The organism is Streptomyces sp. NBRC 110611 (assembly GCF_001590865.1).
In the GTDB taxonomy this organism is placed as follows: Bacteria; Actinomycetota; Actinomycetes; order Streptomycetales; family Streptomycetaceae; genus Streptomyces.
The window spans coordinates 595,646-607,709 of record NZ_BBUY01000001.1; the positions used below are offsets into that span (position 1 = coordinate 595,646).

The 12,064-nt window shown below is 67.7% G+C and carries 11 protein-coding genes and 1 pseudogene; 6 read left to right on the plus strand and 6 right to left on the minus strand.

Features of this window, described 5'->3' with window-relative positions; all coding sequences use genetic code 11:
• The first annotated feature begins 47 nt into the window (after positions 1-47).
• Positions 48-1,160: a 4-hydroxy-3-methylbut-2-enyl diphosphate reductase gene (locus tag AZE13_RS02610; RefSeq protein ID WP_398780085.1), complete on the plus strand. Its 1,113-nt coding sequence runs from the start codon at positions 48-50 to the stop codon at positions 1,158-1,160.
• A gap of 73 nt (positions 1,161-1,233) precedes the next feature.
• The gene (gene ppgK / locus AZE13_RS02615; protein WP_066926345.1) at positions 1,234-2,121 is read left to right on the plus strand and encodes a polyphosphate--glucose phosphotransferase; all 888 of its coding nucleotides are present in this window, start codon (positions 1,234-1,236) and stop codon (positions 2,119-2,121) included.
• Positions 2,122-2,182: 61 nt separating this feature from the next.
• Here the strand turns inward: ppgK and AZE13_RS38950 are convergent.
• Positions 2,183-2,860: pseudogene (locus AZE13_RS38950) on the minus strand (DUF6542 domain-containing protein); the annotation flags it as partial.
• Positions 2,861-3,506: 646 nt separating this feature from the next.
• Here AZE13_RS38950 and ychF point away from each other — a divergent pair.
• The 3 genes from ychF (at position 3,507) to AZE13_RS02635 (ending at position 6,275) form a co-directional block, all read left to right on the plus strand.
• Positions 3,507-4,595, plus strand: coding sequence for a redox-regulated ATPase YchF (ychF, locus tag AZE13_RS02625; protein ID WP_066926349.1), 1,089 nt, complete (start codon positions 3,507-3,509; stop codon positions 4,593-4,595).
• 312 nt (positions 4,596-4,907) lie between these two features.
• Positions 4,908-5,375, plus strand: a complete 468-nt coding sequence (locus AZE13_RS02630) for a hypothetical protein (RefSeq protein WP_066926351.1) — start codon at positions 4,908-4,910, stop codon at positions 5,373-5,375.
• 42 nt (positions 5,376-5,417) lie between these two features.
• Positions 5,418-6,275, plus strand: a complete 858-nt coding sequence (locus tag AZE13_RS02635; RefSeq protein ID WP_066926353.1) for a hypothetical protein — start codon at positions 5,418-5,420, stop codon at positions 6,273-6,275.
• Here AZE13_RS02635 and AZE13_RS02640 read toward each other — a convergent pair.
• The 4 genes from AZE13_RS02640 to AZE13_RS35400 form a co-directional block, all read right to left on the minus strand.
• The gene (locus tag AZE13_RS02640; RefSeq protein ID WP_066926355.1) at positions 6,263-7,120 is read right to left on the minus strand and encodes an aldo/keto reductase; all 858 of its coding nucleotides are present in this window, start codon (positions 7,118-7,120) and stop codon (positions 6,263-6,265) included. The genes AZE13_RS02635 and AZE13_RS02640 overlap by 13 nt on opposite strands.
• A complete protein-coding gene (locus tag AZE13_RS02645; RefSeq protein ID WP_066926357.1) occupies positions 7,054-8,250 on the minus strand; it encodes a JmjC domain-containing protein in 1,197 nt (398 codons plus the stop codon). Before AZE13_RS02645 ends, AZE13_RS02640 begins: the two co-directional genes overlap by 67 nt.
• 85 nt (positions 8,251-8,335) lie before the next feature.
• The gene (locus tag AZE13_RS36685; protein WP_181690231.1) at positions 8,336-8,503 is read right to left on the minus strand and encodes a hypothetical protein; all 168 of its coding nucleotides are present in this window, start codon (positions 8,501-8,503) and stop codon (positions 8,336-8,338) included.
• A gap of 476 nt (positions 8,504-8,979) precedes the next feature.
• Positions 8,980-9,474 (minus strand): ATP-binding protein, encoded by a 495-nt coding sequence (locus AZE13_RS35400; RefSeq protein ID WP_066926359.1) that lies wholly within the window; start codon positions 9,472-9,474, stop codon positions 8,980-8,982.
• 266 nt (positions 9,475-9,740) lie between these two features.
• On the opposite strand from AZE13_RS35400, the gene AZE13_RS02655 reads away from it, so the two are divergent.
• Positions 9,741-11,084: a transcriptional regulator gene (locus AZE13_RS02655; RefSeq protein ID WP_079123633.1), complete on the plus strand. Its 1,344-nt coding sequence runs from the start codon at positions 9,741-9,743 to the stop codon at positions 11,082-11,084.
• 107 nt (positions 11,085-11,191) lie between these two features.
• Here AZE13_RS02655 and AZE13_RS02660 read toward each other — a convergent pair whose 3' ends face one another.
• Positions 11,192-12,043, minus strand: coding sequence for a hypothetical protein (locus AZE13_RS02660; RefSeq protein WP_066926361.1), 852 nt, complete (start codon positions 12,041-12,043; stop codon positions 11,192-11,194).
• Positions 12,044-12,064 lie beyond the last annotated feature (21 nt).

A 12,064-nucleotide genomic window follows, 5' to 3' on the forward strand; every position in this document is an offset into this window, starting at 1 on the left:
TACCGCTCCCAGTCTGGGCCAACGGTGCGATCAACCGGAGCCTTACGATGGACCGCATGGATGCCCGCACGTCGCCCGCCACCACCCCGAGCCGAGACGCTGCGCGTCGTAGTGACGATTCCGCCCGCAAGGTCCTGCTCGCCGCCCCCCGGGGGTACTGCGCGGGCGTGGACCGCGCCGTGATCGCCGTCGAGAAGGCCCTTGAGCAGTACGGCGCCCCCGTCTACGTACGCCACGAGATCGTCCACAACAAGTACGTCGTGAAGACTCTCGAGAAGAAGGGCGCGATCTTCGTCGACGAGACGGAAGAGGTCCCCGAGGGCAACATCGTCATCTTCTCGGCACACGGCGTCGCCCCGACCGTCCACGAAGAGGCCGAGCGCGGCAAGCTCGCCACCATCGACGCGACCTGCCCGCTGGTCACCAAGGTCCACAAGGAAGCCATCCGCTACGCCAAGGACGACTACGACATCCTCCTCATCGGCCACGAGGGCCACGAAGAGGTCATCGGCACGAGTGGTGAGGCGCCCGAGCACATCACCCTCGTCGACGGCCCCGAGGATGTCGCCAACGTCGAGGTCCGCGACCCGGAGAAGGTCGTCTGGCTCTCCCAGACCACCCTCTCGGTCGACGAGACCATGGAGACCGTGGGCGCCCTCAAGGGCCGCTTCCCCAACCTCCTCTCGCCGCCCAGCGACGACATCTGCTACGCCACCCAGAACCGCCAGACCGCGGTGAAGCAGATGGGCGCGCAGGCCGACCTGGTCATCGTCGTCGGCTCCAAGAACTCCTCGAACTCGGTCCGGCTGGTCGAGGTGGCGCTGGGCGCCGGCGCCCGCGACGCCCACCTGGTCGACTACGCCGAGGAGATCGACGAGAGCTGGCTGGAGGGCGTCGGCACGGTCGGCGTCACCTCCGGCGCCTCGGTCCCCGACATCCTCGTACAGGGCGTCCTGGAGTGGCTCGCCCAGCGTGGCTACGAGGACGTGGAGACGGTCACCGCCGCCGAGGAGTCCATCGCCTTCTCCCTCCCCAAGGAGCTCCGCCGCGATCTGCGTGCCGAGGCCAAGGCGGCCGTCGAGGGCACCGAGGACACCGACCGCACCGAGGGCGGCAAGGGCACCGAGGGCGGCAAGGACACCGAGGGCACCAAGGGCTGACACGACCGGTTCCGGTTACCGGGTCCGCGCTTCCCCCTGGGCGGCCGGAGCCGTCCCCGCCTAGCCTTTTCCCATGAAGGTCTTCGGCGTGGACATCGGCGGATCGGGGATCAAGGGCGCCCCGGTGGATCTGGAACGCGGCGACCTCGCCGAGCCGCGCTACAAGGTGCTGACCCCGCAACCGGCCACCCCCGAGGACGTCGCGGACCGCGTCCGTGAGGTCGTGGCGCACTTCGGGTGGTCGGGGCCGGTCGGGGCGACCTTCCCCGGAGTGGTCACCGGCGGTGTCACCCGCACCGCCGCCAACGTCGACAAGCGCTGGATCGGCACCGACGCCGGCGCGCTGCTCACCGCCCGGCTGGGCGGCGAGGCCGGCGGCTGCCCGGTCACCCTCCTCAACGACGCCGACGCGGCCGGCCTGGCCGAGATGCGCTTCGGCGCGGGCCGCGGCCGGGCCGGCACCGTCATCGTGCTGACCTTCGGCACCGGCATCGGCAGCGCCGTCTTCACCGATGGCCGGCTCGTCCCGAACACCGAGCTCGGCCACCTGGAGCTGAACGGACACGACGCCGAGACCCGCGCCTCCAGCAAGGCCAAGGAGGCCGGGGAGCTGAGCTGGCCGCGCTGGGCACGCCGGGTCCAGAAGTACCTCGCCCATGTGGAGATGCTCTTCTCGCCCGGGCTCTTCGTGATCGGCGGTGGGGTGAGCCGCAAGGCGGCGAAGTTCCTGCCGTTGATCGAGGGCATCAGGGCCGAGATCGTGCCGGCTCAGCTTCAGAACAACGCGGGGATCGTCGGGGCCGCGATGGCTGCGTACGCCGCTCGGGCGGGTGAGCCCCCGGGTACGGACGGCTCCCCGGCCGCCCCTCTCCGGTCGTCCGCTCGGCCGGCCGACCCCGCGGCCCGTACGGCCCGCTCCGTGGTCGACTCGCCGGTCGGCTGGCCCGACGCCGCGCGATGAGCGCCGCCCGGCGGACGAGCGCGATCAGCGCGCAGATCAGCGTGCCGGCGTAGAGCCAGCCGGCGTCCAGCGCCAGGACGGTGAAGACGCCCATCGCCACCCCGCCGAACCCGTCCCCGCCGCGCTGCACCGGCAGCGCCCCGATGGTGAACGCGAGCGGCATCGTGACCGGCGCGCAGATCAGGTCGTACGGCCGGACCCACACCGCCGCGCCCATACTGACCAGCACGAAGCAGCCGCCGTACACGGGCAGCGCACCGCCGCACAGCAGCCGGTCCAGGGACGCGAACGCCAGCAGCGCCAGTGTCGCCAGCAGCCAGCAGCCGAGTCCGGTGAGCTTGGCCGCGGGCAGCCGACGGGGCCTCCGGCCCGTCGTGCGGCCGGCGGACGCCCCCGGAACGGCAGCCCGCCGCGGCGGCCGCCCCGCCACCCCATAGCCACCCGCCGAAGACGCCCCAGGCCCCACCGGCAGCCCACCGCACCCACCGCACTCTTCACACTCACCGCACTCTTCACACTCATCCGGGCACCGGCCCGGACTCCTGGCCTCCGTGGCATCCGCACCGCCCGTCGCCCGTGCCGCACGCGCCGGCGCCCCGGGTGGCCGGGCCGGCGCCCAGAGGGGCCCGCGCGCTGCCCCCGTCGGCCCCCGCCCCGGGGCCGGGGCCGGCGCCTGGGCCGGTGAGCGCGCCGGTGCGGGAGCCGACACCGGTACGGCGATGAACCCGGAGGCCCGCATCGCCGACAGAAAGGCATCATCGGGATCGAGCTCAGCACCAGACCCGGAGCCGGACCCAGAGCCGGACCCGGGGCCGGACGCCGGCCCCTCCGCAGGCCGCGGAAACCGGCTCCCCGCACCCGTCCCCGTACCCCAATCCGTGCCGCGATCCGTATCCCAGCCCGTCCCCCCGTCGGTGGTCGCCCCGCCCGTGATCCCCCCATCCGTTCCCGAGCGTCCGGGCGGAGGAGGCGGCGGACCGTGCGGACCGTGCTGATGCGTGTGCGCTTCGTGTTGCTCCACTCGCCAACGGTAGGCCGCTAAGTGGGATTAACCGGCTGCGGGACACGCGGTTTGCCCTGAGCCGACCCGCGTTCGACACCACCCGGCGGACCCCCGCGCCCCGCCGACGCACATCAGCCGCACACCAACGGGGTCAGCCCCCGACGTCAGCCCCCGACGTACCGACGGCATCGGCCGCCGGCGACCGCTCGCCCCGGCCCGCCCCGCCCGCCCCGGCTCACCCCGGCTCACCCCGGCCCGCCCCGGCCTGCCCCGCCCGCCCCGTAGACTGGTGGATCGGCCCTCCCAGGGCCCGTGCCCGCTCCGGGCCCGGTCCCGGAGCGGTTGCCCACCCACCACCTCCCTTCGGAAGTCGAGTCGCCACGTGTCGCTCACGATCGGAATCGTCGGTCTGCCGAATGTCGGCAAGTCGACCCTGTTCAACGCCCTGACCAAGAACGACGTCCTGGCGGCCAACTACCCGTTCGCCACCATCGAGCCCAATGTCGGCGTTGTCGGCGTTCCCGACACCCGCCTCGACAAGCTCTCCGAGATCTTCGGCTCCCAGCGGATCCTCCCCGCCACCGTCGACTTCGTCGATATCGCCGGTATCGTCCGCGGCGCCTCCGAGGGTGAGGGCCTGGGCAACAAGTTCCTCGCGAACATCCGCGAGTCCGACGCGATCTGCCAGGTCATCCGCGCCTTCAAGGACGAGAACGTCGTCCACGTCGACGGCAAGGTCTCGCCCAAGAACGACATCGAGACCATCAACACCGAGCTGATCCTCGCCGACCTCCAGACCATCGAGAAGGTCCTGCCGCGCCTCCAGAAGGAGTCCCGGATCAAGAAGGACATCGCCCCGAAGGTCAAGGCCGTCGAGGAGGCCAAGGAGATCCTCGAGAAGGGCGACACGCTCTTCTCGCAGGGCATCGTCCAGGGCGGCGAGCGCTCCGAGCTCCTCCACGACCTCCACCTCCTCACCACCAAGCCCTTCCTCTACGTCTTCAACGTCGACGAGGACGAGCTGACGGACGAGGACTTCAAGAACGAGCAGCGCGCCCTGGTCGCCCCCGCCGAGGCGATCTTCCTCAACGCCAAGCTGGAGGCCGACCTCGCCGAGCTCGACGAGGACGAGGCCCTGGAGCTGCTCCAGTCCGTCGGCCAGGACGAGCCCGGCCTCGCCACCCTCGCCCGCGTCGGCTTCGACACCCTCGGCCTGCAGACCTACCTGACCGCCGGCCCCAAGGAAGCCCGCGCCTGGACCATCAAGAAGGGCGCCACTGCCCCCGAGGCCGCCGGTGTCATCCACACCGACTTCCAGAAGGGCTTCATCAAGGCCGAGGTCATCTCCTTCGCCGACCTCGTCGACACCGGCTCGGTCACCGACGCCCGCGCCGCCGGCAAGGCCCGCATGGAGGGCAAGGAGTACGTGATGCAGGACGGGGACGTGGTGGAGTTCCGCTTCAATGTGTAGCGGGTGACATACCACCACATCGCTGATCTGGCAAACATGCAGGTCAGAGGGGGTCTGATCCGTTGGGGTCAGGCCCCCTTTTCGCTCCCGTGCTGACTTGGTGCTGACCTGGAAGCACCTGTCGTCACCCCTGGGAACCCCTTCCGTGCTGACTTGGTGCTGGGATGCCGGACGGGCTGGGGTTGGTCATGTGGCCAGCCGGTCGTGCGGCTGCGGGGGAATGGCCGACAGGGCGCCACGGTTTTCCGGCAGTAGACGGCAGGGGAGTCATGGCGCCTGACCAGGAGATCACGATGACCTGCGGAGGGTGACGTGTCCGATGACCAGCCGTTCAGCCCGCAAGATGTAGAGCGGGTTTTGTCCGGACAGGCCGAGATCTATGCCAGCTACGCAGACCACTCCATCAACAAGTCGGCAGAGATGCAGTCGTATTTGATGCTGGCAAAGCATTCGTTTTCGAGCTTTGCGGAGCAGGCGTATTTGAACTGGGCAGAGGCGAAGTCCGCGGAGATCACACAGAAACTCAACGAGATGTTCGCAGGGAAGGCGCCAACAGAGTGGGGTTCCAGTGCAGCGGAAGACGTACACCGTGTTCTGTCCGAGCCGCACCTCGTGAACGCTTTCGCAGACCACTTCCTCCAGGACTCCTTTTCAGCGGGCCACCTCAGACTGCCGCAGCTCAAGTCGGCAGTGTCGCAGTGGTATCGGAGCTGGGCAGGGGAACAGTCCCCGAAGATCGCACAGGCATTCGTCGAGGTGCTCGAAGGCAACGGCGAGTGAGAGACGACCCTGTACGTGCGCGCCCGCTGCTACGGTCGCCACATGACGCTCTCGGCATCTGCAACCCCTTCTGTCGACTTGCGGGTTGAACCGGTCACTGACCTTCTTGATCGTGTGGAGCGGTCGCTACAAGCGCGCTTCGATCGAGACTCTGTGGTGCGTAAGCGCCGCTCGGTCGGCGCTCGGACTGATCGCGACACCTGGGTGCGCATCGAGAGGCGCGGGCTCGACAAGATCGGGATTCAGGGGTGGAACGGGACCGAGTGCGCCGCGCGTCTGGACGGCGTCGCCCAGCCCGCGTGGCAGGGCTGTGTGGTTTGGCGGGACGCAGACGAGCCCGTGATGTGGCGGGCTGACGAGACCGAGCTTTTGCCTGGCATGCCTATCGGAACCGCTGTGCTCAGTGAAGACCCGAAGCTGCCAGATGAGTGGTGGTGGGCGTTCAGCTCTGCGATGGATGCCCTTGCCGCTCATGAGACGCAGCGCGTTGCTACACCGGACACGGTGACCGTCACGCAGGCCCTGGTGACCGACTCCATCCGCACTGCCTTCTCCGGCGACTTCGACACGACCGTCGAGCGCTGGGTGCCGGCGCACGCGGATCTGAACTGGGCCAACATGACCGCGCCGACGTTCAGCCTCTTCGACTGGGAGGACTGGGGGAACGCACCGCAGGGGCTCGACGCCGCCTCATTGTGGGGAAGTTCCCTTGCCGTCCCAGCTCTGGCCACTCGGGTGCTGCAAGAGCGGCGATCTGACTTCGAGAGCCGGGACGGCAAGCTGATGACGCTGTTCGTGTGCTCGAAGATCCTCGGACCGCATGCGCACCCGGAGGACCCTCGACTGGAGCCCGCCCGCCGCATGGCAGAGCAGGTCATCGCAGAGCTTCAGACTGGCTGAGAGCGCAACCGATCTCGCAGTAGAGACCGGTACTCGCGGATTGCCCGCTCGTCGACCTTGCCGGCCAGGGCGCCGAGCAGCTCACCCAAGTGGGTGGGCTCGTCGGTGCCCACGGCGATCGTGCTGACCTGCGGGAGGTGAAACGCGGCGCGGAAGGCCGCCTGTATGCGGGAGAAGCCGTTACCCCCTTCGAGGAAGACTCGGGGATCGCTCTTCTCCCATATGGGGGCGCGGGTGCTGCCTCCAAAGGGACTCATCCCCCACACCGTGCCTTCCTCCAGGCCCCATGCCTCGGCAAGTGCCTCCGTAGCGTCGAGCGTTCTGGTCCCGACCAGCAGGCCAGCGCGGACCATGAGGACGGAGGGTTTTGGCACGGTCGCATCGATCAGGCTCGGCAGCGGTGACGGGTCCCAGGACGCGACGCCCCAGGCACCGCACAGCCCCTTCGCTGCGGCTGCGTTGAGGGCGGCGCACGCCTGGGCCAGGATGTCTCGGCTGTAGGGCGCGGCTTCCTGGAGCGAGTGCTCGGGGTTGTGCAGGAACACGAGATCCGGCTCCCGCCCGAGGTCCCGAACCGCCTGCTCCACAGCCGCGTGCAGCCGGTCCGGGCTCAAAGAGTGCTCCGTCCTGTCCGGCCCCGGAAAGTAGCCCACCTTGGTGGAGAGCGAGAACTTCGGCAAGAGATCGCCCGCTGCCGCCGCAAGAATCCGATGCGATCGGAAGCCGAGGTAGTTGGTGCTGGTGTCGAGCGCGGTGACGCCGAGGTCGAGCGCGCCGGTCAGGAGACGGCGTTCGTGACCAGACCGGTGTAGCCCGAGGACAATTCGGGGGTCAGCGGCGCGCATATCTCCTCCTTCACCAGGATCTCGGCTACCTCCGCAATTTCGGTACCGACGACAGCCGCAGCCTCGGCCAGCGGTACGGGCTCGCCGCCGAGCAGCAGACGCAGCGCGGGCAGGGCCTTGGCCGCGAGGGTGATCTTCTTCCCCGAGGTCACGACGACGACGGTCTCGCCGTTCTCCCGGATCTTGGGAGCGAAGTGGGTAGTGCACACCACGGCGTCGAGCGGCCCGAGGATGTCGAGGTACGGCACGTGCCGGGGCAGTGTCGTCTCCTGCTCGTACGCGGTCAGGAAGTCGGCCGGAGGGCGCTCTCCGATCAGACGGACGGCGGCCTCGGTCAGTGTTTCGCTGCCGGTTCCGTGCCGGCGGTCCAGGTCGTGCCGGAATACCTCATGTTCACGGCACCAGTCGGCCAGCCAGACGAGCCAGCTCGCCCCTGTGCGCTTGGTGATCCCGAACGTCACGTGAAGGCTTTTGCCCGAACCGCTACCCGCCCGGGTCGCCTGGTGCCAGTGGCCCCGGGGGATGTGCATGACATCGCCGGTCTTCATGGTGCCGGACCAGATGACCTCGTCGGTCGGGGTGTCGTTGGGGTCGGAGTCCCGGTACATGGGGACGTTGCGGGAGGCGCCTCGTACCTCCCACTCCTTTTCCCCGGCAAGCTGGATGATCAGGACATCGTGATCGTCCCAGTGCAGAGGGAAGCCCGCAGCGTCGTTTGTCGTCAGGTAGGCGTTGACCTGTACCCGTTCGTGGGACCACCATTGCAAGGCGCGGCACGTGACTTCCATCGTCGGGTCGAAGACGTTGACCTGATCGAGGATGAGTGTCGCGCCCTCCCGCAGGAGTCGTCCCAGGCTGCGCATATTGGCCATGGGGATGCTCTGGCCCCGGGGGCTGACGCTGTCGGTGTAGTAGATAGCCGGGTGGACTTCCTCGCCCTTCTGGAAGCAGCGGAACTGAGGGCGGTTCAGGCTCCGGCGCATCGCGATGTCGAGCAGGCGGTTCGGGGTCAGGATGCGGGAGAGGAGCGCGGGATTGTCCATGCGGCCCCGCGCGAAGCCCTGGCCCAGTTCTTCCGGTCCGTTCCATCCGAGCGTCGTTTCGATGGCGCTGATCAACTGGTGTTCCATCGTTGCCTCCTCGTAATCCGATCAGGGGAAGTGGACACAGCGGGGGCCCGACGCGGCGGACCGCTCGGACCCCCGCCAGTCGGCACTACTCGGTGTCGCTCAGGTTGCCGTCACCGCCCGGCCAGGGGGCGTCGCCGGAGCTTCCGGCGTTGTCGGACCGGAGGCTGTCGTACCGGTCGTGGACGGCGGTCAGCTCTTCCACCGCCACGAGAAGGCCGCTCTGGGCCGGAGGTGGAGTCGTGCTCTGTGTCACTTCGTGCTCCTTCCTCTTCGGTTCTCCCGCCGGCGGTTCCGGCGGGAAGCAAGGCCGCCCCCACGGCCGTGGGAGATGTGGAATGACGTGGGGGCGGGGTCAATAGGGGCCGCGCTGGGATGCGGCTCTGCGGTCGCGGCCCGTGTCGCGAAGTCGGGCCGTGCGGTTGCCGGGTAGGGCGCTCGCGTCCTTGCGCATGTTCGCGGCCAGGACTCGTTGGTCCAGTTGGTAAAGGCATGCGCGGCAGGCGTAGAGGGCAGCATGCATACCGCTGGACCGGACAGGCCCGATCCACGTCACCTCGACGTCATCGCGCCCGCACCAGAGCCAGCACTCACCCCTTGGCTGCCACTCGTGGCGGTCCCAGAGGGCGCTTTCCGTGGGCTTTCCTGCGACCGGGTCGACATCCCGGCGGGTCGGCCGGAAAACGACGTCCGGGTCGGGCAGAGGTGACCGGCGTAACGCGTGTCTCCCCATCAGGCCACTGCCAGGGTGAGTTGCTGAAACGATGACGCGCTGACGTTCGGATTCGACCGAGCCGTGAAGAACTTGCGAAGCACTGCAACTCGCATCGAGGGCACTGGCCTTGGAATCGCGACTTCGGCCCAGACCCGCTTTCCGTCCTCGACGGGCTGCCACCCCGACCGCACCGCGAAGAAATCGACCAAGGCTAGGCCGCGCCCACCTTCGTCCGTTTCTCCAGCACAACTCATCAGTGGAGCGTTGGCGTTGATGTCGAGTACCTCGATCACCAAGCGGCCGGGGCGGTGGTACAGCCAGATGGTGACGGCCCCTTGCCCGTGGACCACGGCGTTGGTGATGAGCTCGGAGGCGATGAGGCGGATGACGTCGGTCGTCTCGTCGTCCAGAGGGACACCCCACGCCCGTACTTGATCAACGACCTTACGCCGGGCAGCGGAGACTTCTTCCTTCGCACCAGCAAGGGCGATACGAGCGACGAGCGTAGGCATGGCAGACGCCTCCGAAGCGGATGGGAAAGGCGGCTCCACCCCCCGACCGGGGGGAGCACGGGTGATGGAGCCGCCGATCTGGGTAGCCGTCCGCGAGGCTGTCGCTCAGTGTGCCCGCCTTCGGAACGGCTGATGCTCAGTCAACGGCCCCAGCGTGCGGTCGCGGAACGTTTCTCGGGGGTTTCTCCTGCGAGACGCGCCCTCACCACCGCACACACAGGGAGTACCTTCGAACCACGCTGCGAGGGGCAGATGGGAGCAATGACGTGCCTGGTGAGCCGTTACCAGTCCACCCGCTGAGCTTCATCCTCCACCTGCGGGGGTGGGGGAAGATCGAATTCGCCCGACTCATGCGGACGCACGGGAAGTCCCTCGGAATACCGCTGGCGACCAACCGCACGACCGTGTGGAAGTGGGAGCAAGGGCAGGAACCGGATGCGGATGCTCAGCGCGTGCTCGCTGACCTGTTGGGGGTCCCGTACGAGCACGCACGCGCCCAAGGGTGGCCTCGGTGTCTCCCCGTATGGGAAGTGACCGGGCTTACTGTTCCCTGGACCGAGGCCGGTACCGTTGAGACATTGGCTGATCTGGTAGGGAGTGGCCGCATGGACCGTCGGGGATTTCTCACCATTACGGGCGCTGCACTGACGGGGCTGGCAGCGAGTTGGGCCGAAGCGCCATCGGCGTTTGCTTCGGCGCTCGATGGAGATCGAGTCACGGACAAGATGGTCTCGACGATCGAGCAGCGCGTCAGCACTCTCCGAACGCTAGACGACCAACTCGGGGGCGCACGGCTGCTGGAACAGGCCCGGGGCGACCTCGCCCTGATCTCCGGACTCCTCAGCGCCGGCCGGTACACCGATGAAGTGGGCAGCCGCTTGTACGCGCTGGCGGCGCGCGTGTCGCATCTGACGGGCTGGATGGCGTATGACGCTGGCCTCCGGTCTGCTGGACAGCAGTATTACGTGGGGGCTCTCCGCAGTGCTCGCACCGCCGGGGATGACGCCTTCGGGGCCTTCGTCCTCGCAGAGATGGGCGTCCACGTCTCCGAGGCCGGGCGGACCGCGGAACGCGTCGGACTCATCTCGACCGCCATCGACAACGTTCCTCGAAAGCTGTCGCCCTACACCCAGTCGTTCCTCCACCTGCACCAGGCCGAGGCCCACTCCCGCGACGGCGACCATCAGAAGGCCGGCACAGCACTAAACCGCGCCCTCTCCCTCTGGGATCGCCACGCGGGAGACGAATCCCCTGACTGGCTCGACTGGTACGGCGAAGCGCAACTGAAGTCGACCGAGGGCAAGGTCATGCTGCGCTCTGGCCAGGTGGAGCGGGCCACGAGTTCCTTGGAGACCTCCGTCAAGAAGGCCGCGCCCCGGGACAAGGCCGTCAGGTCCAGCCGCCTGGCCGAAGCCCGGCTCGCCGGCAACGACCTGGACGGAGCGCTCGACGCCGCGAACTATGGGGCCGAACTGCTTGAGGACAAGGTCAGTTCCGTGCGGGCCGTGGACCGGCTGAAGGAGTTCTCTGAGCGGCTGGGTCCGCACAGGTCGGTTCCGGCCGTACGTGAGTTCCGAGAGCGGCTGAGCGCCCTGCCGACCGCCGCTTGAGATTGGTGTAGTGCGCCCCTGCCCATTATGGGCCTGGGATTTCCCCCGCCTCGGTGCGATTTATCGATGAGGCGGGGACCCAGTTATGAAATGGCCCAGTGCAATGGCTACTTGCCTGTGGTGTCCCACGGAGGGTTGAGCGGACGCCGGTACCAGTACCACGCGCGGCCAGTAATCGGCACGTTCGCAGCTGTGGAAAGATTTTCCCCGTCATCTTCGACGGTGAGTTCGCGGTACTTCTGGTCAATCTGCTCAAGAGCTTCCCTGGCGGATTGCCGTTCGTCCTCAGGTAGCTGTTCGATCGCGTCGGCCACCTGATCACGCAGTTCAAGATCCTCCACGTACAGGGAAGCCGGGTACCAGGCCGATGGAGGCCAGCCTGTTGCCATGCGGACCGTGAGGCGCTCCCAGTTCACGAGTAGACTGCGAACTTCTCGCCGATCTTCCGAGATCCCCTCGGGTAGGAGCGAATCAGTAAACTCGCTAGGCAGCTGAAGTTCTTTGATGATCTCGCGAAACTTGGTGACGGTTGCGTGCGGAAACTCTGGGACGAGTTCCTCGACAGCGTTAACTGTCAGCCTCTCCGATTCGCTTTCAGGCTCAGTCACGCGTGCATGCGTAAGGCGGCCCTGCGGCGTGGCGACCCGCCAGACGCTAGGGACAGTCTGGGTCGCAGGGAAGAGGACGGCCACGCCAAACCGTTGCGCTACCTTCAGCGCGAGGGCCTCCTCTGAAGGGCGCTGCTGTACGACGTCGGTCGCATAGATGCTCACCGACCAGTTCAGGTCACCGTGAACTGCTGAGTATTCGCAGGTGACTTCGGCGTCCCAGTTTCGTGAATCGAAGTCGGATTCCTCCGACACATCAACATCGGCGAGGGCGACGCCGAACACGTCAGCAAGGAGTGGTGCAAGCCGTGCCGGGAGCTGCTGCCCAGTGGTGATCAGATTATATGTCATCAGTGGTAGGTCCTGTAGAGC